Consider the following 23,475-nt stretch of genomic DNA (forward strand, 5'->3'; position numbering starts at 1 on the left):
GCAAGGTGAGGGGAAAGGGGCGATACGTCAAATGCGTCAACGTGCCATCCGTAATCTGGCCAGGCTCGACACGGCCCAGGCGCGTGTCACCCGGATGCTCGACGCCGCCGCCGGAGGAAAGAACAACTTCGTGGCCGACCGCGACGCCGTGCGCCGCTACGACGAGGCCGCCCCCGTGACCACCGCCGCCGCCCGCGCGGTGCTCGCCTTCCTGGCCCGCGTGGTCCGCCACCTGGCGGCCGGCGGGATCGACCAGTTCGTGATCGTCGGCAGCGGGGTGCCCAGCGGATTACCTCCCGGCCGTCAGCTGCACGACCTGGCCCGCGAGGCGCTGGGCCGCTCCGGCGCCCGGGTCCTGTACGTGGAGAACGACCCGATGGTCCTGGCGTACGCCCAGGCCACCATCGAGCCCGTCACGGACCTGGTGCGCGTGGTGGAGGGCGACGTGCGGCAGGTGGAGGACCTGCTCGGCGACCGGGTGGTCAAGACGTTCATCGACTGGGACCGGCCCGTGGGCGTGCTGCTGGTCTCGGTCGCGGGCGCCGGCGACGACGACGCCCGGCACGCGATCAAGTGCCTGTGCCACGCCGCCGCCCGGGGCAGCTACCTGGCTCTGCTGCAGACCACCTTCGACGCGATCCCCGAGGAGCTGCTGCCCGCCGTCGGCGATCTGCTCGCCATGACGCTGCCGGGGCACGTCGTCCGCACCCGCGCGGAGGTGGCGGCGCTGCTGGAGGGGCTGGAGCTGGTCGAGCCGGGGCTGGTGTGGGTGCCCGAGTGGCGGCCCGACGGCCGTGACGAGGCGTGCGCGGCCCTGCCCAGCGCCTCGGGCAACTACGGCGCCGTGGCCCGCGTCCTGTGACCCGTCCGCAGGGCGGTCAGTCCCACCAGAACGACCAGGCGTGCCTGCCGATGATCTGCTCGGCGTAGCCGTGCAGGTCGCCCGGCCCCTGAACCACGTTGTCGGGACAGAACGCCCAGTGCTCGGCCGCCACGTGCAGCGCGTGCTCGGCGTCCATCGGAGGCGCCGCGACGCTCAGCTCCAGCGTGTTGAACCCCACGCACACCACCCGCGCCCCGAACCGCTCCTCCCAGCTGCGGACCACCGCCGCGAGCGGCACCATCCACTCGTTGTGGTGCAGCGCCCCCTGCCAGCCCATCACGGCCAGCGCGTCGGCGCCGCGCCGGGCGGCGACCAGGCCCAGCGGCATCCCGCGCGGCGCGAGCTGGTCGGCGTACCAGTCGGCCACCTCGCCCGGATCGGCCTTGGGCATGCCGGGCGCGGCCGGGCCGGGGCAGAGCGCGCCGTAGGGGTCGAGCTCGGTGAGGGCGTCGGGCGGCATCTGCGCCACCCATTCCTGCCACACCTCGTGCATGAACCCCTCGGCCGTGAAGTGGTCGATCATCGCCGGCTCGTCCGGCACGACCTGCCCGATCGACCAGGGCTGGGCGGACTCGTCCAGCAGCACCGGCCACAGCCCGCTCGCGGCGTGCTCGTCGCGTAAGCGGGCCCACTCGCGGCCGGACACGGGCTCGTCGCTCATCCAGAACGCCGGTCTGGCCGCCTCCCCCTGCCCGGTGTAGCCCGGGTCGGGCCAGACGAGGTCACCCGGCGGCAGAGCGACCCGCAGCGTGCGGCCCCTGCCGGCGTCGGCGAACAGCCGGCCCAGCTCGCGTGGCAGCCGATGATCTGTCATGCCCTACCGTCTCCGTACGGACCCGTCGGGGAGATGGTAGTGCCGCCCACCGACATGGCCAGGGGGGCGGCGGGACTTAGCGGGGACGGCGTCACTCGTCGGGGGCGGCGCGAATCATCGGGGGCGGCGGGAATCACTTGGGGGAGCGGTGCGGCCGGTCGTCAGGGCAGGGGCGGGGAAGGCCCGGAGGTGTTTCCGGCACGGCCGCGCCGACCGTGCCGGAAACGTCAGCGGCCGGTCAGTAACCTCCGTACGAGTGGTTCGAGTGCTGCGAGGACGTGGAGGTGGGCGCCGGGGTCGCCGTCGAGGTGGGCGTGGTGGCCGTCGAGCCGCCGGAGCCCGCGGGCCGGATGACGCCGAGCAGGCCGTGCCGGCCGCCGTCGATGCCGGCGGAGAACCACAGGGCGTTCTCGCCGCCGTTGGCCGCGGTGCCGACCTCCAGGTCCCACAGGCCGGGGAGCTGGATCGGCTTGCCGTCGGCGGTGCGCAGCGCGCCGAGGTGACGGCTGTTGCGGTAGGCGTGGACGGTGCCGTCGCCGAAGTTGCCGACGAGCAGCGATCCGGCGTAGGCGCCGCGCGGGGCCGCGGTGATCGCCCACGGCGCGTTCAGCCCGGTACGCGCGATGCGGCCGGTCAGGCGGCCCTCGGCGTTGAAGCGGCTGACGAAGCCCTTGCCCGCGCCGGCGACGGACTTGCCGGTCGCCGGGTCGCGCAGCGCGTACGCCACCCAGATGTTGCCGTTGGCGACCGCCACGTTGAACGGGGAGTAGTTCGAGGGAATGGCCGGATCCCTGAACTGCCAGCCCCGGAGCTTGATCTTCTCGAAGTCGGAGTTCCAGGCGGCGATGCGGCCGTGGGCGAAGTCGGCGGCGAGCAGGAAGTCGCCGTCGTCGGTCTGCGCGAGCGCGAGGCCCTTGTAGTCGGCGCCGCGGGTGAACGCGGCGATGAGGGCGTTCTTCGGGTCCGCCTCGGCGTTCCACCCGCTGATCGCGCCGCTGGGGCTGGCGAAGATGAACGTGGCGGGCTTGCCCTTCACGGTGAACCCGTCGGTCGGGTTGAACACCTGGCCCGTCGGGGCCCCGCCCGGGATGGCGACCTCGGTCTGCTCCTTCTTGCCGGCGCCCGAATAGACGGTGGCGCTGCCGGTGCCCGTGTCGGAGACCCACAGGGTCTTGCCCATGGCCAGACCCCAGGGGTTGACCAGCTTGGGGTCGGTGAGGGCGGCCTTGCCCCGGACGTCCGAGACGAGGCTGACGACGTCGAACCGCGCGCGGGGAGTGGCGTTGGCGTGCGCGGGAGTGGCGAGAGTGCTGCCCAGGCCGACCGCGACAGCGCAGAGTGTGATGATGCGTAACCGCATCCGTGCCTCCTTGTTAGCGCTTGTGACGCGAGATACGCGGGCGCCCCGGGGAAGGGTTCAGTATGGTCCGGAAATATCCGGCGAGGCGTTTCTTGTCGCCTGTTGGGGAGAAGGGTTGATATGGAAGTTTTGGGGATTGATATCGGTGGCTCGGGCATCAAGGGCGCACCCGTGGACGTCTCGGCGGGCAAGCTCGCCCAGGAGCGCCTGCGCATTCCCACCCCGCACCCGTCCAAGCCGGAGCCCGTCGCCGAGGTGGTACGGCAGATCGCCGACCATTTCAGCTGGTCGGGGCCCATCGGAGTGACGTTCCCCGGCGTGGTCAGGGACGGGGTGGTCCGCACCGCCGCGAACGTCCACCACTCGTGGATCGGCGTCGACGCGGCCGAGCTGTTCGGCGGCGCGACGGTGATCAACGACGCCGACGCGGCCGGCATCGCGGAGATGACCTTCGGTGAGGGCCGGGACCGGCGCGGGACCGTGCTCATGCTGACGTTCGGCACGGGCATCGGCAGCGCCCTGTTCATCGACGGCGTGCTCGTGCCCAACACCGAGCTCGGCCATCTGGAGCTGCACGGCAAGGACGCCGAGCGCCGCGCCTCCGACAAGGCCCGCGAGGACGACGACCTGGGCTGGGACAAGTGGGCCGAGCGGGTCGAGGAGTACCTGCGGCACGTGGAGATGCTGTTCTCCCCGTCGCTCATCCTGGTGGGCGGCGGCGTGAGCAAGAAGGCCCACAAGTGGCTGCCGCACGTCCGGATCGACACGCCGATCGTGCCGGCCGCCCTGCAGAACGAGGCGGGCATCGTCGGCGCCGCCCAGATGGCGGGCAGCCGGGCGGGCTGATCCGCGCGCCGTCCGGCTCGCCGATCAAGATAGTGAGCTCCCGGACGCAACCGGAACCGCGTTTCGGGAGTCTCATTGATGGGCGTGGCCGTTCACGACGCAACTCTGGGGAGAGTGGGCCCGCCGTGGACGGCCACGGCCATGCCCGGAAGAGCGCCTGCGACGACGCGGGCAGACTGCGGCACGGGCAGGCTGCGGCACGGCCAAGCTGCGGCGCGGGCGGTCATGACGCGGGCGGTCATGGCGCGGGCCGGTTATTGGGATGCGCGGCGGCCGCGGGGTCCGGCAGCATGGACCGTTGGCTCCCGGTGCACGGGGCTCAAATATCCTGGAAGCAGTATGGGAACCTCCGCGTTGTCCTCTCCGCTCACCGACATCCAGTCCCGCCTGCCCGAGCTCATGCCGCGCGACCAGCGGCGGCTGCGGCGCAGGCTCGACGGCGCGCGCCGGGTGCGCTCCCGCGAGGCCCGCGACAAGATCGCCGCGGAGATCCTCGCCGACGTCGAGCGCGCCGAGCAGCGGCTGGCCCGCCGCCGCGAGGCCGTGCCCGCGATCACCTACCCCGAGAACCTGCCGGTCTCCCAGCGCAGGGACGACCTCCTCGCGGCCATCCGCGACCACCAGGTCGTGATCATCGCCGGTGAGACCGGGTCCGGCAAGACCACCCAGATCCCCAAGATCTGCCTCGAACTCGGGCGCGGCGTCCGCGGCCTCATCGGCCACACCCAGCCGCGCCGCATCGCCGCCCGCACCGTCGCCGAGCGCGTCGCCGAGGAGCTCGGCACCGAGCTGGGCCAGGTCGTCGGCTACAAGGTGCGCTTCACCGACCAGGGCAGCGACCGCACGCTCGTCAAGCTGATGACCGACGGCATCCTGCTGGCCGAGCTCCAGCACGACCGGCTGCTGGAGCAGTACGACACGCTCATCATCGACGAGGCCCACGAGCGCAGCCTCAACATCGACTTCATCCTCGGCTACGTCAAGCAGCTCCTGCCCCGGCGCCCCGATCTCAAGGTCATCATCACCAGCGCCACCATCGACCCCGAGCGGTTCTCCCGCCACTTCGGCGACGCGCCGATCGTCGAGGTCTCCGGCCGCACGTACCCCGTCGAGGTCCGCTACCGGCCGCTCGCCGAGGACGACGACCAGACGCAGGGCATCGTCGACGCCTGCCGCGAGCTGGTCACCGAGGGGCCGGGCGACATCCTCGTCTTCCTCAGCGGCGAGCGGGAGATCCGCGACGCCGCCGACGCGCTCGGCAAGGCCGACTTCCGCAACACCGAGGTGCTGCCGCTGTACGCGCGGCTGAGCGCCGCCGAGCAGCACCGCGTCTTCCAGCGCCACACCGGCCGCCGCATCGTGCTGGCCACCAACGTGGCCGAGACGTCGCTGACGGTCCCCGGCATCAAGTACGTCGTCGACCCCGGCTATGCCCGCATCTCCCGCTACAGCCACCGCACCAAGGTGCAGCGGCTGCCCATCGAGGCCATCTCCCAGGCCAGCGCCAACCAGCGCAAGGGCCGCTCCGGCCGCACCTCCGACGGCATCTGCGTCCGGCTGTACGAGGAGGAGGACTTCCTGAGCCGGCCGGAGTTCACCGACCCGGAGATCCTGCGCACCAACCTCGCCTCCGTCATCCTGCAGATGACCTCGATCGGGCTGGGCGACATCGAGGCGTTCCCCTTCGTCGAGCCGCCGGACCGCCGTCAGGTCAAGGACGGCGTCAACCTGCTGCACGAGCTCGGCGCGTTCGACGCCGAGGGCCGGCTCACCCCCGTCGGCCGCAAGCTGGCGACCCTGCCGGTCGACCCGCGCCTCGGCCGCATGGTGCTGGAGGCCGAGAAGCACGGCTGCCTGCGCGAGGTCATGGTGATCGCCGCCGCACTGTCCATCCAGGACCCGCGCGAGCGCCCCGCCGACAAGCAGCAGCAGGCCGACGAGAAGCACCGTCGCTTCGCCGACCCCGAGTCCGACTTCCTCGCCTACCTCAACCTCTGGCACTACCTCCAGGACAAGCAGAAGGAGCTGTCCTCCAGCGCCTTCCGCCGGCTCTGCAGGGCCGAGTTCCTCAACTACCTGCGCGTACGCGAGTGGCAGGACATCTACAGCCAGCTCCGCCAGGCGCTCGGCGTCCAGCCCAACAGCCATCCCGGCGACCCACACAGCGTCCACGTGTCGCTGCTGGCCGGTCTGCTGTCGCACATCGGCGTCAAGGACGTCATGGACAAGCAGCGCCCCGCCGACGGCCGCCGCCCCATCCAGGAGTACCTCGGCGCCCGCAACGCCCGCTTCGCCGTCTTCCCCGGCTCCGCCCTGGCGAAGAAGCAGCCGCAGTGGGTCATGTCCGCCGAGCTCGTCGAGACCTCCCGGCTGTGGGCCCGGGTCAACGCCAAGATCGAGCCCGGCTGGGTCGAGCCGCTCGCCCAGCACCTCGTCAAACGCGCCTACTCCGAGCCTCACTGGGAGAAGGACCAGGGCGCGGTCATCGCGCTGGAGAAGGTCACCCTGTACGGGGTGCCGCTGGTCACCGGCCGCAAGGTCAACTACGGGCGCATCGACCCGGAGCTGTCGCGCGAGCTGTTCATCCGGCACGCCCTGGTCCAGGGCGAGTGGGACAGCCACCACGAGTTCCTGCGCGCCAACCGGCGGCTCCTCGAGGAGGTCGAGGAGCTGGAGAACCGCGCCCGCCGCCGCGACATCATGGTCGACGACGAGGCCCTGTTCGACTTCTACGACCGGCGGGTGCCCGCCGACGTGGTCTCGGCCCGCCACTTCGACGCCTGGTGGAAGAAGGCCCGCGCCGACGACGCCGACCTGCTGACGTTCTCCCCGGAGATGCTCGTCAACGAGGGCGCCGACGTCAGCACCCAGGACTACCCCGACACGTGGCGGCAGCTCGGCCAGCGGATGAAGCTGACCTACCAGTTCGAGCCGGGGGCCGACGCCGACGGCGTGACCGTCCACGTGCCGCTCCAGGTGCTCAACCAGATCGGCTCCGACGGCTTCGACTGGCAGATCCCCGGCCTGCGCGAGGAGCTCGTCACCGAGCTGATCAGGTCGCTGCCCAAGCCGCTGCGCCGCAACTTCGTGCCCGCCCCCAACTACGCCAGGCAGGTGCTGGCCAACGCCAGGCCGGGCGGCGAGCCGCTGCTGGAGGCCGTGGAGCGGGAGCTGCTGCGCCTCACCGGGGTACGCGTGCCGCACGACGCCTGGCAGCTCGACCAGCTCCCCGACCACCTGCGCGTCACGTACCGGGTGATCGACGAGCGCAAGCGGACCATCGCCGAGGACAAGGACCTCGACGCGCTCAAGCGGCGTCTCGCGCCGCGCCTGCGCCAGACGCTGTCGGCGGCGGCCGACGACCTGGAGCGGACCGGACTGCGCACGTGGAGTTTCGGCACGCTGCCCAAGGTGTTCGAGCAGGGCCGCATGAAGGGCTACCCGGCCCTGGTGGACGCCCGCGACTCGGTCTCCGTCAAGATCTTCGAGACGGAGGCGGAGCAGCGCCGCTCCCACTGGCCCGGCACGCGCCGCCTGCTGCTCCTCAACGTCACCAACCCGGCCAAGTCGCTGCTCGCCGGCCTGTCCAACCAGGCCAAGCTGGCCCTGTCACGCAGCCCGCACGGTGGCGCCGTGGCGCTGTTCGACGACGTGGTCAACGCGGCGGCCGACAAGCTCATGCTCGACCGGGGCGGCCCCGCCTGGGACCCGGTCTCCTTCGACCGCCTCTACCAGCACGTACGGGCCGAGCTGCACGACACGGCGGCGGACGTGCTGGCCAAGGTGGAGCAGATCCTGAGCGTGTGGCACGCGATCGGCACCCGGCTGGACCCGCTGCCGTCGAGCGCCTCCACGGAGGACGTCCGCGAGCAGCTCGGCCGGCTCGTGTACGCGGGATTCGTCACCGCGACCGGCAACCGGCGGCTGTCCGACGTGCTGCGCTACCTGCGGGCCATCGAGCGGCGGCTGACCAAGCTGCCGGAGGAGCCCTGGCGCGACGAGGAGTGGATGGCACGGGTGCACAAGGTCGAGGACGACTACCACGACCTGCTGGACAAGCTCCACCCGGCCCGGCGCTCGGACCCGGACGTGGTGGAGATCAGGTGGATGATCGAGGAGCTGCGGGTCAGCTTCTTCGCCCAGACGCTCGGGACCCCCACCCCGGTGTCGGAGAAGCGCATCGCCAAGGCGATGGAGAAGCTCAGCCCTTGAAGATCGAGGTGTCGAGCTCCAGGTTGACGGGATCGGGCAGCATGATCGGCGAGCCCACGTCGACGGTGGTGATCGTCCGGTAGGTGCCGTGCTGGATGTTGTGGTGGACCGTGACGATCTGAGGCGAGGCCAGGGTGTCGATCAGCAGGTAGATCGGCACGTGGCCTTGCGCGTAGAGGCGCGGTTTCTCCTCATGGTCGCGCGCCACGCTGCTCGGTGAGACGACCTCGGCGACCAGGATGACGCCCGAGGACATCAGCTCCAGCTGTCCCCAGCGCGGACAGTCGGCCGGTGAGAGGACATAGTCGGGGGCGACGGGCTCACGAGGCCCCTCGATGCAGATGTTGACGCCGCCCACGGATCCTCGCCATCCGCGCTGCCTGCGCACGGGAAGCAGCGCGTCGTGCAGGTCGGCGGCGATCCAGCTGTGCTCAGGAGTGCCCAACGGGCTCAAGATCACAGTCCCTTCGATGACTTCTGCCCGGAATCCGGGAAGGGGGGGTAGTGCATCGAACAATTCGCGGCCCGTCCTTGGAAAGGGCCCCTCAAGGGTGAACATCGGCTTCGCGCGTCGGCGCTCATCCATGACTCTGACCGTAACCATGGGCCGTCCCTCCGTAGTCGAACGGGCACGCTAAGTATTGCATGTCCTGACCCTCCGCTGAGGCGCCTACCGCCCGCCCGTACAGTTGGGGCCGACGAGAAGGGACAGGCATGATCAAGGCAGTGGTGTTCGACGTCGGCGAGACGCTCATCGACGAGACGCGCATCTGGTCACGCTGGGCCGACCGGCTCGGCGTGAGCAGGTTCGTGATGATGGGCGCGCTGGGCGGCATGGCGGCCCTGGACCGCTCGCACCGCGAGGCGTTCGAGCTCGTCCGGCCCGGCATCGACATCTCCGCCGAGCTGGCCGCGTGGGAGCGCGACGAGCCGGAGAGCCTGCGCAACCACTTCGACGCCGACGACCTCTACCCGGACGTGCGCGAGGCCCTGGCCGCGCTGCGCGACGCCGGTCTCCAGGTGATCGTCGCGGGCAACCAGCCCGCCCGCGCCCACGGCGCACTGGTGGCCATGGAGTTGCCGGCCGACTCCGTCCACACTTCCGAGGGGTGGGGCGTGTCCAAGCCCGATCCCGGGTTCTTCGCCAAGGTCGCCGCCGTCGCGGGGCGCGAGCCGTCCGAGATCCTCTACGTGGGTGACCGGCTGGACAACGACGTGCTGCCGGCCGGGCGGGCGGGCATGCGCACCGCGCTGCTGCGGCGCGGGCCGTGGGGGTATCTGCACGCCGAGCGGCCGCAGGCCGGGGCCGCCGACGTGGTCGTCGACGACCTGCACGCCCTGCTGCCGGCCCTGTCGCGCCTCACCTGAGCCGGCCGGTCCCGCCGTCGGCCCCGCCCCGCTCGCCCGGGTCGCCGGTGTCCTGGTCGCCCGAGTAGAGGGCGTCGGGGTCCAGCGTGTCGGGGTCGACGCGGACCGCGCGCTCCTCGGCCGACAGGTCGCCGGAGTCCTCGCCCCAGTCCTCGCCGACCTCGTCACTTTCGACGTCCGGTGCGAGGCCCTCGTCGGGCTGGGTGAGCCGGTGCTCCTCCCGGCGCGCCCGCTCCCGCTCCGGCTTCTCCCGCCGCAGCCGCTCGTCCAGGGTGTCCTCGTGCTGGGGGTCGTCCTCGTCGATGCGGTGATCGAGGCCGAGGTCGTCGGTCCACTCCCCGACCTCGATCTCCTGCTCGTCGGCGAGCCCGAACCTGTCCGGAGGTAGTTCGCTCATACGGCACCCATACCCCTGGGCGCGACCGGAACCCTAGGATCCGGCCTTCCGCAGAGCCTGCTCCAGCTCCTCCTTGTCCATCTGCGAACGGCCGGGGAGGTCGGCCTTCTGCGCCTCCTTGTACAGCTCCGCCTTGGTCGGCTCGGCGCCGTCCTTGGAGCCCGCCTTGGAGCCGCCTTTGGAGCCGTTCGAGGTGCCGGCGGCCTTGGTGAGGGCGGTCAGCTCCTCCTGGCGGCGCTGCTTGAAGGCGGCGCCGAGCTCCTCCAGCTTCCTGGCGTCGGCCCTCCTGGCCAGGGTCGGCAGGATCGTGCTCTCCTCTTCCTGCACGTGGTGGTTCACGGACTCGACCAGCTTGTCGAGGGCCTCCTCGAACTCGGCGCCGTCCGGGTCGGCCCGCTTGAGCGCGTCGAGCAGCACCTCCGCCTCCTTGTGCTCCTCCACGCCGTGGTGGGCGTCGATGCCGGGGTAGACGCGGTCCTCCTCGGCGCGGGCGTGCGCGGTGAGGAGGGCGTACAGCTCGGCGACGGTGGCCCGCCGGTCGCCCTGCTTCTTCTTGAGCCGCTCGAAGAGCGCCTCGACCTCGCGGTGGTCACTGGTGATGAGGGTGATGACATTGTTCGCCATGGCGGCACCTGCTACCCGCGCGACGGGCGTCCAATCGCGGCGTTCTCAGCGGCCGATCGCCGCGCCGATGAGCGCGCGCGGGTCGGCCGCGCCCGCCAGCACGCCGTCCGGCCGTACGTCGATGAGGTGCGCGTGGCCGAACGTGCTCCCGTACGGGCGGGCGGTCACCGGGTGGCCGAGCGCGGCCAGCCCGTCCGACCAGGGGGTGCCGTCCTCCAGGTCCAGGACGGTGTCGTCGGGCGCGTACCAGGTGTCGAACCCGGTGCCGGCCGCGCCGATCCGCCAGCGCGGAGCCGCGACGGCCTCGCCCGGGAGCTCGCCGTGGCGCAGCAGCCGGGTGATGACCTGGAGCAGGATCTGCGGCTGCGCGTCGCCGCCCATGGTGCCCACGACGGAGCGCAGCGCGCCGTCGGGCCGGGTGACCAGCGCGGGCGCGAGGGTGTGCGGCGGCCGGCGGCCGGGGCCGTACTCGGCCGGGTGTCCGGGCGTGAGCGAGAAACCGATGCCGCGGTTGTGGAGGTTGATCCCGGTACGAGGCTCGAAGAGCATGCTGCCGAAACCGGCGGCGTTCGACTGGATGAGGGAGACGCCCATCCCGTCGCCGTCCACCGCGCACAGGTACGTGGTGTCGCCCGGCTCGGCCGGAGCGGTGAGGCGGAGCCTCCGGGCCGGGTCGACCAGCGCCCGGCGCCGCTCGATCTCCCCGGACGACAGGAGGTCCTTGGCGTCCTCGTGCAGGAGGGCGAGCCGGTCGTGGCCGCTCACCCGGGCGGCCTCGGCCAGCAGGTGCGCCCAGAGCGGATCGCCGGGGGAGGCGGGCAGGTCGAGCCCGTCGGCGATGCCGAGCGCCATGAGCAGCAGGTAGCCCTGGGAGTTGGGCGGCATCGACCAGACGTCGTGGCCGAACGCCCGCACGGCGAGGGGGGTGACCCAGTCGGCGTTCGGCCGGGCGAGGTCGGCGCGGTCGTACTCGCCGCCGCCGAGCTCCAGCAGGCCCTCCCCGAACTCGCCGAGGTAGAAGCCGGCGCGCCCGTCCGCGGCGACGGCGCTCAGCGCCCTGGCCACGCCCGGCCGCGTCATCCGGTCGCCGGCCGCGCGGACGGCGGCGAAGTCGCCGCCGCCCGGCCGTCCCGCCGCGACGCGGGCGCCGGCGAGCATCAGCGGCGAGGCGGCGAAGCCCTGGCTCGCCAGCCTGATCGCGGGTTCGAGCAGGGAGGGCAGGGGAAGCCGGCCGTACCGCTCGTGCAGCGCGAGCCACCCGTCCACGCAGCCGGGCACGGGGACCGAGCGGATGTCGTGCAGGTGCGGCATGCGCTCGTGCCCCTCGGCGCGCAGCCGGTCGGGGTCGGCTCCCGACCCGGCGCGCCCGGAGGCGTTGAGCGCGGTCACCTCGCCGGGGGAGCCGTCGTGGACCAGGGCGAACAGGTCGCCGCCCAGCCCGCACATGTGGGGGGCGGTGACGGCGAGGACGGCGTTCGTGGCGATGGCGGCGTCGGCGGCCGAGCCGCCCCGGTCGAGCGCCGCCACCCCCGCCGCGGAGGCGAGGTGGTCGACGCTGCACACCATGCCGGATGTCGCGTATCGGGTGTCATGCACCTTCACGACCTTACGGTGGCTCCCGGTCCGGGCAAGGCCGCGGGCGGGATTCCAAGCGAGTTCGCAGGTGGCGGGGCCGCGGGGAGGGGCCGGTCAGACGGGTTCGAGGGGGCGGTCGCGGCTCACCAGGGCGGCGTAGTGGCCGTCGAGGGCCAGCAGGTCATCGTGCCCGCCGCGCTCCACGACCCGGCCCCCGTCCAGCACCACGATCTGGTCCGCGTCCCGCACGGTGGACAGCCGGTGCGCGATGGTGATCGTGGTACGGCCCTCCGCCAGCGTGTCCAGCGCCTCCTGCACGGCCCGCTCGGTCTGCGTGTCCAGGGCGCTCGTCGCCTCGTCCAGCACCAGCACCGGCGGGTTGCGCAGCAGCGTGCGGGCGATCGCGAGGCGCTGCTTCTCTCCGCCGGAGAAGCGGTAGCCGCGCTCGCCGACCAGCGTGTCGTAGCCGTCGGGCAGCGCGGCGATGTGGTCGTGGATGCGGGCGGCCTCGGCGGCGGCCCGCAGCTCCTCGTCCGTCGCGTCGGGCTTGGCGAAGCGGAGGTTGTCGGCGATGGAGGCGTGGAAGAGGTACGTCTCCTGCGACACCACGCCGACGGTGTCGGCCAGCGTCTCGAAGGTGAGGTCCCGGACGTCCACGCCGTCGATGGTGATCCGGCCGGCGGTGACGTCGTACAGCCTGGGCAGCAGGTAGCCGAGCGTGGTCTTGCCCGAGCCGGTCTCGCCGACGACGGCCAGGCTGGTGCCCGCGGGCACGGTGATGTCCACGCCGGTCAGCGCGGGCGCCTCGCCGTACGAGAAGGAGGCGTCCTCGTAGCGCACCTCGCCGCGCACGGACGGGAGCGTCCGGGTGCCCGGGTGGATGTCTACGGGCAGGTCGAGGTACTCGAAGATGCGGCCGAACAGCGCGAGGGAGCTCTGCACCTCCACGCCGAGCCGCAGCAGCGACACGGCGGGCCGGAACAGGCTCACCTGGAGCGTCGTGAACGCCACGAGCGTGCCCACGGAGATCGCGCCGGTGTAGCCGACCGCCCAGTAGATGACGGCGGGCATCGCGGCCATGACGATCTGGATGGACGCCTGCCGCCACCGTCCGGCCATGCTGGAGCGCACGCCGAGGTCGGCCAGCTCGTCCGAGGCACCGGAGAAGCGCCGGGTGAGCTCGGCCGAGCGGCCCATGGTGCGGCCGAGCAGGATGCCGCTGATCGACAGCGACTCCTGGACCATGGAGGAGATGACCGCGAGCGTGCGCTGGCGCTCGGAGGTGATGCGCCTGCGCTCGGCGCCGACGTGACGGCTGATCCACACGAACACCGGCAGCAGCACGAGCGAGATCGCGGTCAGCCGCCAGTCGAGCGCGGCCATGGCCACGATCGTGGCGATCACGGTGGTGAGGTTCGAGACGATCGAGGTGGCCGTGTTGGTGACCACGGACTGCATGCCGCCGATGTCGTTGGCGATGCGCGACTGGACCTCTCCGGTCCGCGTCCGGGTGAAGAAGGCCAGCGACATGCGCTGGAGGTGGGCGTACACGGAGGTGCGCAGGTCGTGCATGACGCGCTGGCCGACCGTGGTGGACACCAGTGTCTGCACGACGTCGAAGACGCTGGTGGTCACGGCGACGACGATCATCCCGAGCGCGAGCAGCGTCAGCAGCAGCGGGTCGCGCTGGGGGATCGCGACGTCCAGCACCTCGCGCAGCAGGAACGGCGAGGCCAGCGACACCAGCGACGACAGCAGGATCAGGACGCCCACCAGGCCCAGACGGCCGCGGTAGGCGCTGAAGAGCGTGACGACGCGCCGCAACGGCGCGCGTGGTTCGTCTGCCAAGAAGACTCCTTTCGGATGTTCACTCAAACAGAGGTTAACTCATAATTGTTCCCGACTCTAAGCTTGGGCCATGGACGACGTGGAGCTGTCCGAGCTCTTGCACCTGGTCACCCGCCGGTTGCGGCATGGCTACCTCCACCGGCTGGAGCCGCTCGGGCTGACTCCCGGGCAGGCGCGGGCGCTGCGCGCACTCATCGACGCCGGCCGGCCGCTCCGCATGGTGCAGCTCGCCGACCAGCTCCGGATCGTGCCGCGCTCCGTGACGCCCGTCATCGACGCGCTGGAGGAGGCGGGGCTGGTGCGCAGGGAGGTGGACCCGGCCAACCGGCGCTCGACGCTGGTGGTCATCACGGACGCCGGCCGGGAGGTGTACGAGCGCGCCCGCGAGGCCCGCAGGCAGGCGGGGCAGGACCTGTTCGCGGTGCTCACCGGGGAGCAGCGGGACCAGCTCAAGGAGCTGCTCGGCGCGGTGGAGGCCCAGTTCGGATAGCGCCGTCACGGGTAGCGCCGTCACGGGTAGCGCCGTCACGGGTCGCCCGGTCGGGGCGGCCCGGTCCGGGAGCCGGCTCAGGGCCGGCGTGACGCGGTCCGTCCGCCGGTGACCGTGGCCAGGCACGGCGGGCACGTCAGGAGGGCGGAGTACGGATAGCGTCCGCGCGCGTCGAACACCGCGAAGTCGGCGCGGCCGCCCGGCCCGAGCGAGCCGATCCGGCCCACGCCGCCGTCCATGCCGAGCGCCCCGGCCCCGCCCAGCGTGAGCGCCTCCACGAGCCTGCGGTCGAGCCCCCGCGTCCGCGCACCGATGGCACGGGCGCGTTCCCGCACGACGCGTGCCTGTTCGAGCAGGCCCGGACCCGCCGGGGAGAGCCCCGTGCCGAACGCGATGCGGTCGCCCTCGTCCAGCAGCGCCGGCACGTCGTCGAGCGCCTCGCCGGGTGCGGGGCAGACCGTCACCCGGGTGCCGCGCAGGCGCAGCAGCTTGCGCTCGCCGGGGTCCAGCGGGCGGGCGCGGGCCACGTGGCAGTGCGGTCCGAGGGCGCCCGCCTCGTCCAGCGCGGCGGGGGAGTCGAGCCCGAGGTCGGCCAGCAGGCGCAGCCCGAACGTCCGGGCCAGCAGCGCCACGTCCTCCAGCACCTGCGGGTCGGCCGTGCGCGGCGCGACGCCGACGCCGCCCGGCCGGTCGAGCTCCCTCATGGCGGTGATGACCGCGTCACGGCCGATCCGCTCCCACTCCTCCTCCGACGCGCACGCCACCTCGACGTACGAGAGGCCCGGCAGCCCCGGCTGGTCGGCGGGGGCGGTGACGATCTCGGCCCGCGCCGTCACGCCCGGAGCGGGGACACCGGGACCGGAGCAGGCGTCCACCAGGCCGGCCACGATCATGCCGGGCCAGCGGCGCTCCTCGGCGATCGGGAAGTACGCGAGCAGGTCGGCCCGCGGGCCGACCTGGAGCACGCGGTCGCCGCGGATGGCCACGCCGCCGTCGCGGATCGGCTCCGTGGTGATCGGCAGCACCAGGGGAGCGGAGTGGAGGACGATCGGGACGGGGGCGCGCCTGCCGAGGACCGGTCCGGCACGCTTCCCACGCGGCATCTCGGCTCCCGTCAAATCTTCCCTTTTCGTATTAAACGTGACCATGGCCAGGGGCGCAATCAGCTTCCGGGATGCGGCCCCCTCGGGCGGTAGCGGCCCGACAGCCGGGCCAGTTTGAGGCTCAGATGCAGGGCCAGCCGCTCGCCGCCGTCCTTCAGATCGGTGCCGGCCAACTCCTCCACGCGCTGCAGCCGGTAGTAGAGGGAGGTGCGGTGCAGGCGAAGCGCCCGCGACGTGGCCACCGCGCTGCCCGCCAGGTCGAGGTACGTCTCCAGGGTCTCCAGCAGGGGGAGGTGCTGATCGTCGCCCAGGAGGGGTTCGAGGCCGGGGTGCAGGTCGTGGCCCGGCAGGTGGGTGAGCATCCGGTAGACGCCGAGCCGGGTCCACTCCGCCGTCCGGCCGGTGGCGGGCACGCGGGCGGCCACCTCGGCGGCGTGCCGGGCCTCGGCGTACGAGGCGGCGGCCCCGTGCAGGGCGGGCCGGGGCCGTCCGACTCCGACGGTGACCGGGACGGGCATGGCCGCATGCAGCTCCTCGGCCGTGGCGAGCGCCGGCGCCCCGGACTCACCGGGACCGCCCGAGACCCCGCTGCCTGAGACCCCGCTGCCCGAGACCCCGCCGCCGGAGGGGCCGCCGGCGGCGATCAGCAGGACGACGTGGTCGTGGCGGACCAGGTGCAGCGGGTGGTGGCCGGTCAGCCGCCGCCGCAGCGTCAGGGCGCCCTGCTCCAGCGCCGCCCCGGTCTCCCCGCCGGACGGCGCTCCCCCGGCGGCGGGGCGCGGAAGGGGGCGGGCGACCAGGGCCGTCACCGGCTGGGCGCGGGGGAAGGCGCCCGCCTCGACGAGGCGGCGGGCGGCGTCGTGCTCCCCGAGCATCAGCCCCGCCACCGCCTCCAGCTCCCGGTGCGCGGGCAGTCCCGCGGCCAGGCTCTCGTGCAGCAGGGTCAGGCCCAGCGCGGGAGCCGCCGCCGCGGCCTCGGCCACCTGCGCCTCCGTCAGGGCCGGTCCGGCGTCGATGAACCACAGGAATCCCAGCAGCCCGCCGTCGTGCCGTACCGGGACGCACACCCGCGGCAGCAGCCCGAGGGCGGGCGCGCCGGGGACCCGCAGCGGGCCGGGCGCGTCGTGGATCCCGGCGGCGGCCAGCCACCGGCGGGCCTCAGGCGCGGCGCGGCGGCGCAGGATCGAGTCGCGGCGGACGTCGTCCATGGCGCCGGTCTGCTCGCTGTGTGCGAGCACCCGGTGCAGCCGGTCCTCCACCAGCAGGGGATGTCCGAGGCGCGCGGCGAGGTCGTCCACGCTCTGCTGCAGGGCCGCCACAGCTCACCTGGGCATTTCAACATATGTCGGAAGACTTGCCACAGGTCTTCCCTACAACTGCGCGATGATCTCTGTCAACATCGCCTATAGCGTCCCATCCGTGAACGCCCCGAAGAAGCTGTTACGAGGTCTCCTGACCGCCCTGGTACTCGTACCGGTGAGCCTGATGGCGACCCCCGCTTCCGCCGCGCCCCCCACCGACGACCCCGACCTCCCCTGGCGCCGGGCCCTGTGGCCCCAGACGCAGCCGTGGCAGCAGGACGGCCCCGACACGCAGGAGCTGCGCTCCCGGCCCACCGCCGACATCGCGCCGATCGACCCGCAGAACTGGGAGAACCCCGACCACATGACGTGGTCGGACTACAAGAAGGTGCCCGGCACGAGCTGGAACGACCCGGCGGTCAAGGGCTCCAAGCGCACCTTCAGGGGCGCCCTGGTGCTGCTGGACTACCCCAACCAGCCGTTCGTGGTCACCCAGCCCAAGGGCTCGACCATCTTCCAGAACCCGAGCGCCGAGGCCCACGACGTCCCCCGCGACCAGGTCGCCAAGTTCTACCAGGACTTCCTCAACACCCCGAACGACCTCAACAAGGGTCACACCATCCACGAGTACTGGATGGAGGACTCCGGAGGACGCGTCGGCGTCGAGCTGACCGGCTTCGGCCCGTACACGATGCCCGGCAAGGACCACGAGTACGCCATGGAGTACCAGGCGGACGCCTGCCCGGCCGGCGACACCTGCAACCGCAACCTGCGCGCCGACGGCAACGCCGCCTGGCTGGCCGCCGTCGGCGAGGAGACCGTCAAGCAGTTCGACTTCGTGTTCTACCTGAGCGCCGGCCAGGACGAGTCGTCCACCTGGCAGGAGTTCGGGATGATGAAGTTCCCGGACAAGGAGTCGGTGCCCGACGAGTGGGGCCCGCCGGACCCCGCCCTGCCCAACGCGTCCAAGACCCGCTACGTCGACTGGACGTCATGGCAGTCCGGCTCGACGTTCTGGCCCAACGCCCGCTTCGGCGTCGACTCGGTCCAGGCGGAGAGCTCCGGCATGTCCGTCTACGCCCACGAGCTGAGCCACATCATGGGCGTCGCCGACAACTACAACAACCCCTACGGCACGCCGCTGCGCCGCGCGTACTCCGGCATCTGGGAGATGCTCAGCCGCGGCACGTTCAACGGACCCGGCGGCCCGCACAGCCGCTGGCTGATCCCGCCCACGTCCGGCTCCTCCATGGGCGCGCAGCACATGCTGCGCAACAAGATCAAGCTGGAGATGGTCGACGAGCGCAACGTGCTGAGCCTGTCCCGCGACGCGCTCGCCGAGTCGGGCCTCGTGACCGCCCGGGTGACGGCCCGCGCCGTGCGGCCCGGCCAGGACGGGCTCATGGGCCTGAACATCGCGTTCGGCAGCGGAGACAAGAGCCCCGCCTGCGACACCAGGACCGACCCCCTGTGCGACGGCGGCGGCTACGACAACTACACCGTCGAGGTCGTCGACCGGATGGGCACCGACTCCTTCACCCCCGACTCCGGCGTGCTGCTGGCCAAGACCAAGGACCAGGACCGGTCGCCGTTCATCTGGGTGGTCGACGCCAACCCGCAGGACATCGGGATGACCGACTACGTGCTGCCCGACGGCACCAAGGTGCCGATCACCATGGGCGACTACCGGCAGCTGTCCGACGCGCTGTTCCACGCGGGCACCGGCTCGGGCAGCGAGTACGAGTTCGCCGACCAGGCCAACCGCCTGCACTTCTACGTCACCGACGTCAAGCGCGACCGCCAGGGCGTGCTGTCGTACACGGTGGCGGTGCGCTCGCTCGACGGCGCCGGCCCGCAGAGGCGCGGCGTCCGCGTGCTGCCGGGCGCCGGGGTCCCGGCCGGCAAGAACGTGTCCCGGTGCTCGTTCCCGCTGCTCAACACCGGCAAGGCCGCGCCGGCGCAGGGGCAGCATCCCGAGGACGTCAGCGCCTACCTCGGCTCCGACGTCTACCGGCTCAAGGCCGAGGTCAAGGGCAAGGGCTGGACCGCCCAGCTGCCCAACGAGCTGGCGTCGGTCGCGTTCGGCAAGCAGGCCGGCGTGACCGTCAACGCGGTGCGCGCCTCCGGCGGCGACCGGCTGGCCACCGTCACGCTCACCGCCACCTCGGAGAGCGACCCGGCCAGGACGGCCACGGCCACCTGCCACGTCATCGGCCTCTGACCCCGTCGCGGGGTACGGCCGGCACCCGGCCGTACCCCCTCCCTCCGCGCGAACACACGGACCCCGCGAGAAGACACGGAAAGAGAGGTCTCCTTGACAGGGCAGCCGCCGGACAAGCCGGAGCCGCGGCGTCGCCGGATCCCGGTGGCCGCGCCCGTCGCGGCGGGCCTGGCCGCGGCCGCCGCCAGCATTTTGGCCGCCTCCCTGGAGTGGGACATCCCGTCCGTCGCCAAGATCGGCGTGACGGCCGGCGCCGCGCTCCTCGTCGGCCTGACCACCTGGGCCACCACCGAGGCCAAGCCCAGGGCGCTGCCGAAGGGCGACGCCGCCGCCACCCGCGCGCCCGACCAGTGGCCGCCCGTGCCGGAGCACTTCACCGGCCGTGCCGAGGCGCTGGCCGAGCTGCGCGACGTCTTCGCCGCCCGCCGCAACGCCAGTGACGTCACACCGCCGCTCGTCGTGTCCGTGTACGGCAGGGGCGGCGTCGGCAAGTCCGCGCTCATGTCCCGGTTCGGCCAGGAGGTCGCCGGCTGGTTCCCCGACGGGCGGCTGCACGCCGACCTGCGCGGCGGCGTGGACGCCCCGGTGCGCCCGGAGGAGGTGCTGATCGGGTTCCTGCGCGCGCTCGGCGTCCGGCTCACCACCGACCCCGGCGGCCTGGAGGAGCTGCGGCGGCTCTGGCTCACCTGGACCAAGGGCCGCCGCATCCTCATCGGCCTCGACAACGCGCACAGCCCCGACCAGGTCAAGCCGCTCATCCCGGCCGAGCCCGGCTGCGCGGTGCTGGTCACCTCGCGCCAGCCGCTGTTCCTCAACGGCACGCACGACACGCGGCTCGGCGTGTTCAGCGAGGCGCAGGGGGTGGAGCTGCTGGCCCGGCTAGCCGGCAGCGCCCGCGTGGTCGACGACCTGGACGCCGCCAAGGAGATCGTCCGGCTGTGCGACCGCCTGCCGCTGGCCATCGGCATCTGCGGCGGCCGGCTGGCCACCCGCGAGCAGTGGACGCTGCGCGAGATGGCGAACCGGCTGCTCGACGAGCGCCGCATCCTCGACCAGCTGGAGCTCGCCCCGACCGTGGACAAGAGCGTCCGCGCCTCCGTCCAGCTCAGCTACGACGACTGCACCGGCATGCAGCGCCGCCTGCTGCGCCTGCTGTCCGAGCTCACCTCGCCCGACGTGCCCGGCTGGGTGGCGGGCGAGCTGCTCGACATCTCCGTGCTCGACGGCGCCGACCAGCTGGAGGCGCTCATCGACGCCCAGCTCGCCGAGTGCTCGGGAACCGATCAGACCGGCACCATGCGCTACCGGCTGCACGACCTGGTCCGCGTCTTCGCCGCCGAGCCGGCCGCCGAGGAGGACGAGGGCCGTCGCCGCGACGCCGTCGAGCGGGTCCTGTCGGGCTACCGCCGCCGCGCCGAGGCCGCCGCCCAGGACCGCTGGCCGCAGGACTGGAGCAAGGCCGGCCGCCGCTCCAGCGCTGAGGGCCAGGTGCACGCCGGCGACTGGCTGAACGCCGAGCGGCTCAGCCTCGTCGCCCTGGCCGAGCTGGCCCGGCGGCACGAGCTGTGGGAGCTGACCTGGGGGCTGGCCCGGGCGTTCTGCTCGCTGTGCCACTCGCTGCGCGCCTACTGGTCCGACTGGCGGGCGGTCGCCGAGCTGGGCTGCGAGGCCGCGCTGCGCACCGGCGACCGGCGCGCGCTCGGCATCTCCCTGCTGGACCGCGCCGCCGTGCAAGGCGGGCTGGGCGCCCACGAGGCGGGCCGTGTGGACGCCGAGCGGGCGCTGGAGCTCTTCGTGGAGCTGGGCGAGACGTGGTGGGCGGCCCGCGCCAGGCGGGCCATCGGCATGTCGCTGTTCTCCGACGGCCACCTCGACCGCGCCCAGGAGCACCTGGCCGGGGCGATCGCCGCGTTCCGGGCCGAGGACGACCAGTGGTGGATGGCCCGCACCCAGCGCAACCTGGCCGAGCTGCGGCTGTCCGAGCGGCGGCCGGAGGAGGCCAGGGAGCTGCTGGAGGACTCGCTGGCCGTGTTCGAGCGGGCGGGCAACCGGTACTCCGAGGCGCAGACGCTGCGCGCGTACGGGGAGGTGCTCGCCGCCCAGGCGCGCGGCCTGCGCCGGGAGGGCGAGCACCGGGCCGCGCTCGACGGGTTCACCAGGGCCGGGCACAGCCTGAGCCGGGCCGCGGAGATGTTCCGGCAGCGCGGCGAGCTGTGGGAGGAGGCGCGCTGCCTGCGCGCCGCGGGCGAGGTGGGCGACCCCGCCAACGGGCTGCGCGAGCTGGAGTACGTCCGGCGCGCGGAGGACATCCTCGCGGCGCTCGGCGACTCGTGGGGCGTGGCCCGCACCGCCCTGTCCGCCGGGCGGGCGCTGGCCCGGCTGGGCCGTGTCGAGGAGTCGGAGCGGGAGCTGCGCCGCGCCGTGGAGGCGTTCGAGGAGCTGGACGACCGGTGGTGGATGGCGCTCAGCCTGCGTCACCTCGGCGAGGCGCACCTCGACGCGGGTGGCGCGGCGTCGGCGGTCGGCCCGCTGCGCGAGGCGCGGGAGATCTACCGCAGCCTCGGCAACGAGGCCGGCATGCGCCGCACCCTGGAGCTGCTGCGCCGCGCGGAAGGCTGACGCGGAAGGCCGACGCGGAAGGCTGACAGGGACAGGGGCGGGCGCTCAGGTGAGCGGGGTCCTGAGGAGCTCGCCCGCGGTGCGGCGCGCCTGCAGGACGCTCTCCTCGAACAGCCGGCGCACCTGCCGCGCCTGCTCCTCCAGCTCCCTGATGTGCCGGCGCGCCAGGTCGTCGCGGACGGTGTCGGCGACCAGGCGCTGGTAGTCGGGAGTGCGGGCGGCCAGCGTCTCCAGCCTCTGCTGCGCGTGGAACACCTGGTCGGCGCGGCTCACCTGCCGGGCGTACTGCTCCAGGTGCCGCACCCGCTTCGACAGCGACGTCCACGCCGCGTCGAGGGCCGTCGTGTACGGCCGGAACGCGTCCTCCAGGCCGGAGGGCAGGACGCGGGGGACGACCTTGCGGTGCTCGGCGTGCATGGCCGAGAGCCGCGACAGCCGGTGGGCGATCTGCCACACCTCCTCGGGCAGCGTCACCTGGTTGTCGATGGTGTCGATCAGTCCCGCCCGGTGCACCGCGGAGCACAGGACGGCGTCCACGGCGTCCTGCGCGCGGCGCAGCAGCCGCTGGCACGGGTAGTCGAGGTCCTCCGGCAGCACGTAGTGGGCGGCGTACTGGCGGGCCAGCCGCCCCCGCCGGCGCAGGTCGCGCCGGTCCGCCGCCACGCTGAGCTCGCGGGTGAGCGCGATCGTGCCGAGGCCGGCCGCGGCGACCGCAGCCACGATCGGCCCTCCGGGCAGCCTGACGACCAGGACGGCCAGCAGGGTGACGACAGTGAGGAGGATGAGCGCCACCTGGCCCCGCGCGGACGCGGGCTCCGTGCCGGTCCGGGCCATGCGGAGGAGGTGAGGAGCCGACCACAGCCGGGCCCAGACGTCCCGGGGCAGTGATGGATCGATCACCAGCCGGGGAGGCAGAGCGTGTGGAGTCACATGTTCATGTTGCGTTATGAACCTCGAATCCGCTGAGGATCGACAGACATATAGGGTCTAAGCGATGAACGCGATGACGAGATGGATCGACCTGGAAGGCGCCGTCAACGTCCGCGACCTGGGCGGTCTGCCCACCGTCGACGGAGGCGTGACCCGTTACGGCCGGATCTTGCGGTCGGACAACCTCCAGGGGCTTACGCACCGCGACGTGTCGCACCTGGTCGGCGAGCTCAAGCTGCGCCACGTCGTGGACCTCCGCTCGACGGCCGAGGTCACCCTGGAGGGCCCCGGCCCGCTGGCCCGGATGCCCGAGGTGACGCACCACCACCTGACGCTGTTCACCGAGGGCGGCAGGCACACGGACGTCGAGGCGGACACCATCGACGCCGACAAGGTGCTGCCCTGGCAGGAGCGCCAGCTCGACGAGGACCTGCGGATGACCGGGTTCTACTACGGTTATCTGCGCGACCGGCCCGACTCGGTGGTCGCCGCGCTGCGGGCCATGACGCTGGACGACGGCGCGGCCGTGGTGCACTGCGCGGCCGGCAAGGACCGCACCGGCGTGCTGTCGGCGCTGGCCCTGGAGACGGCGGGCGTCACCCGGCAGGCGATCGTGGAGGACTACGCGGCGACGGGAGAGCGCCTGGACGCGGTGCTGCGGCGGCTGCGCTCCAGCGCCACGTACCGCGACGACCTCGACTCGCGGCCGGCCGACGACCACATGCCGAGGCCCCGCTACATCCAGCAGTTCCTGGCGGTGCTGGACGAGCGGTTCGGCGGGCCGATGGGGTGGCTGGCGGCACACGGCTGGACCGACGAGGACACCGGGGCCATGCGGGCCCGCCTGCGCGACTGAGCGGGCCGCTTCCAGGACTTTCGGGACT

The 23,475-nt window shown here is 72.8% G+C and carries 18 protein-coding genes; 8 read left to right on the forward strand and 10 right to left on the reverse strand.

Annotated features, from left to right (window positions below):
- Positions 1-31 precede the first annotated feature (31 nt).
- Entirely contained in the window at positions 32-862 is an 831-nt protein-coding gene (locus MTP10_RS19285; RefSeq protein ID WP_310710862.1) for an SAM-dependent methyltransferase, read from the forward strand.
- Positions 863-878: 16 nt separating this feature from the next.
- On the opposite strand, the gene MTP10_RS19290 is transcribed toward MTP10_RS19285, so the two are convergent.
- Positions 879-1,697 (reverse strand): DUF4253 domain-containing protein, encoded by an 819-nt coding sequence (locus tag MTP10_RS19290; RefSeq protein ID WP_310710863.1) that lies wholly within the window; start codon positions 1,695-1,697, stop codon positions 879-881.
- Positions 1,698-1,935: 238 nt separating this feature from the next.
- Complete coding sequence (locus MTP10_RS19295; RefSeq protein WP_310710864.1) at positions 1,936-3,057, reverse strand: TIGR03118 family protein; 1,122 nt, start codon at positions 3,055-3,057, stop codon at positions 1,936-1,938.
- A 120-nt stretch (positions 3,058-3,177) separates the two neighbouring features.
- On the opposite strand from MTP10_RS19295, the gene ppgK reads away from it, so the two are divergent.
- Together ppgK and hrpA are read left to right on the forward strand one after the other, a co-directional pair.
- Positions 3,178-3,903: a polyphosphate--glucose phosphotransferase gene (ppgK, locus tag MTP10_RS19300; RefSeq protein ID WP_310710865.1), complete on the forward strand. Its 726-nt coding sequence runs from the start codon at positions 3,178-3,180 to the stop codon at positions 3,901-3,903.
- Positions 3,904-4,242: 339 nt separating this feature from the next.
- Positions 4,243-8,115, forward strand: a complete 3,873-nt coding sequence (hrpA, locus tag MTP10_RS19305) for an ATP-dependent RNA helicase HrpA (protein WP_310710866.1) — start codon at positions 4,243-4,245, stop codon at positions 8,113-8,115.
- Here the strand turns inward: hrpA and MTP10_RS19310 are convergent.
- Positions 8,105-8,719, reverse strand: a complete 615-nt coding sequence (locus tag MTP10_RS19310; RefSeq protein WP_310710867.1) for a Uma2 family endonuclease — start codon at positions 8,717-8,719, stop codon at positions 8,105-8,107. The genes hrpA and MTP10_RS19310 overlap by 11 nt on opposite strands.
- Positions 8,720-8,829: 110 nt before the next feature.
- Between MTP10_RS19310 and MTP10_RS19315 the strand changes: the two genes are divergently transcribed.
- Entirely contained in the window at positions 8,830-9,483 is a 654-nt protein-coding gene (locus MTP10_RS19315; protein ID WP_310710868.1) for an HAD family hydrolase, read from the forward strand.
- On the opposite strand, the gene MTP10_RS19320 is transcribed toward MTP10_RS19315, so the two are convergent.
- From MTP10_RS19320 to MTP10_RS19335, 4 genes are all read right to left on the reverse strand, one after another.
- A complete protein-coding gene (locus MTP10_RS19320; RefSeq protein WP_310710869.1) occupies positions 9,476-9,880 on the reverse strand; it encodes a DUF5709 domain-containing protein in 405 nt (134 codons plus the stop codon). The genes MTP10_RS19315 and MTP10_RS19320 overlap by 8 nt on opposite strands.
- Before the next feature lie 33 nt (positions 9,881-9,913).
- Complete coding sequence (locus MTP10_RS19325; RefSeq protein ID WP_310710870.1) at positions 9,914-10,504, reverse strand: hemerythrin domain-containing protein; 591 nt, start codon at positions 10,502-10,504, stop codon at positions 9,914-9,916.
- A gap of 45 nt (positions 10,505-10,549) precedes the next feature.
- On the reverse strand, positions 10,550-12,100 hold the full coding sequence (locus MTP10_RS19330; protein WP_310710871.1) for a gamma-glutamyltransferase: 1,551 nt from the start codon (positions 12,098-12,100) through the stop codon (positions 10,550-10,552).
- Positions 12,101-12,193: 93 nt separating this feature from the next.
- Positions 12,194-13,927, reverse strand: coding sequence for an ABC transporter ATP-binding protein (locus MTP10_RS19335; RefSeq protein WP_310710872.1), 1,734 nt, complete (start codon positions 13,925-13,927; stop codon positions 12,194-12,196).
- 70 nt (positions 13,928-13,997) lie between these two features.
- Between MTP10_RS19335 and MTP10_RS19340 the strand changes: the two genes are divergently transcribed.
- The gene (locus tag MTP10_RS19340) at positions 13,998-14,417 is read left to right on the forward strand and encodes a MarR family transcriptional regulator (RefSeq protein WP_310710873.1); all 420 of its coding nucleotides are present in this window, start codon (positions 13,998-14,000) and stop codon (positions 14,415-14,417) included.
- 77 nt (positions 14,418-14,494) lie between these two features.
- Here the strand turns inward: MTP10_RS19340 and MTP10_RS19345 are convergent, their stop codons facing one another.
- Positions 14,495-15,520, reverse strand: a complete 1,026-nt coding sequence (locus MTP10_RS19345) for an amidohydrolase family protein (protein WP_310710874.1) — start codon at positions 15,518-15,520, stop codon at positions 14,495-14,497.
- A gap of 59 nt (positions 15,521-15,579) precedes the next feature.
- Positions 15,580-16,839, reverse strand: a complete 1,260-nt coding sequence (locus tag MTP10_RS19350; RefSeq protein WP_310710875.1) for a helix-turn-helix domain-containing protein — start codon at positions 16,837-16,839, stop codon at positions 15,580-15,582.
- A gap of 100 nt (positions 16,840-16,939) precedes the next feature.
- On the opposite strand from MTP10_RS19350, the gene MTP10_RS19355 reads away from it, so the two are divergent.
- A complete protein-coding gene (locus tag MTP10_RS19355) occupies positions 16,940-19,042 on the forward strand; it encodes a M6 family metalloprotease domain-containing protein (protein WP_310710876.1) in 2,103 nt (700 codons plus the stop codon).
- 93 nt (positions 19,043-19,135) lie between these two features.
- The gene (locus tag MTP10_RS19360; RefSeq protein ID WP_310710877.1) at positions 19,136-21,661 is read left to right on the forward strand and encodes a tetratricopeptide repeat protein; all 2,526 of its coding nucleotides are present in this window, start codon (positions 19,136-19,138) and stop codon (positions 21,659-21,661) included.
- A gap of 45 nt (positions 21,662-21,706) precedes the next feature.
- Here MTP10_RS19360 and MTP10_RS19365 read toward each other — a convergent pair whose 3' ends face one another.
- A complete protein-coding gene (locus MTP10_RS19365) occupies positions 21,707-22,591 on the reverse strand; it encodes a hypothetical protein (RefSeq protein ID WP_310710878.1) in 885 nt (294 codons plus the stop codon).
- Between the two features lie 64 nt (positions 22,592-22,655).
- On the opposite strand from MTP10_RS19365, the gene MTP10_RS19370 reads away from it, so the two are divergent.
- Positions 22,656-23,447 (forward strand): tyrosine-protein phosphatase, encoded by a 792-nt coding sequence (locus tag MTP10_RS19370; RefSeq protein ID WP_310710879.1) that lies wholly within the window; start codon positions 22,656-22,658, stop codon positions 23,445-23,447.
- Positions 23,448-23,475: the final 28 nt, after the last annotated feature.

Origin of the sequence: Nonomuraea sp. 3-1Str, assembly GCF_031570565.1 — a bacterium.
In the GTDB taxonomy this organism is placed as follows: Bacteria; Actinomycetota; Actinomycetes; order Streptosporangiales; family Streptosporangiaceae; genus Nonomuraea.

Bases quoted from the DNA above. Each gene is read 5' to 3' on its own strand.
- MTP10_RS19290 (WP_310710863.1), bottom strand. From the start codon at position 1,697: ATGACAGATCATCGGCTGCCACGCGAGCTGGGCCGGCTGTTCGCCGAC.
- MTP10_RS19370 (WP_310710879.1), top strand. From the start codon at position 22,656: ATGAACGCGATGACGAGATGGATCGACCTGGAAGGCGCCGTCAACGTC.
- MTP10_RS19310 (WP_310710867.1), bottom strand. From the start codon at position 8,719: ATGGTTACGGTCAGAGTCATGGATGAGCGCCGACGCGCGAAGCCGATG.
- MTP10_RS19315 (WP_310710868.1), top strand. From the start codon at position 8,830: ATGATCAAGGCAGTGGTGTTCGACGTCGGCGAGACGCTCATCGACGAG.
- MTP10_RS19325 (WP_310710870.1), bottom strand. From the start codon at position 10,504: ATGGCGAACAATGTCATCACCCTCATCACCAGTGACCACCGCGAGGTC.
- MTP10_RS19295 (WP_310710864.1), bottom strand. From the start codon at position 3,057: ATGCGGTTACGCATCATCACACTCTGCGCTGTCGCGGTCGGCCTGGGC.
- MTP10_RS19340 (WP_310710873.1), top strand. From the start codon at position 13,998: ATGGACGACGTGGAGCTGTCCGAGCTCTTGCACCTGGTCACCCGCCGG.
- MTP10_RS19285 (WP_310710862.1), top strand. From the start codon at position 32: ATGCGTCAACGTGCCATCCGTAATCTGGCCAGGCTCGACACGGCCCAG.
- MTP10_RS19320 (WP_310710869.1), bottom strand. From the start codon at position 9,880: ATGAGCGAACTACCTCCGGACAGGTTCGGGCTCGCCGACGAGCAGGAG.
- ppgK (WP_310710865.1), top strand. From the start codon at position 3,178: ATGGAAGTTTTGGGGATTGATATCGGTGGCTCGGGCATCAAGGGCGCA.
- hrpA (WP_310710866.1), top strand. From the start codon at position 4,243: ATGGGAACCTCCGCGTTGTCCTCTCCGCTCACCGACATCCAGTCCCGC.
- MTP10_RS19345 (WP_310710874.1), bottom strand. From the start codon at position 15,520: ATGCCGCGTGGGAAGCGTGCCGGACCGGTCCTCGGCAGGCGCGCCCCC.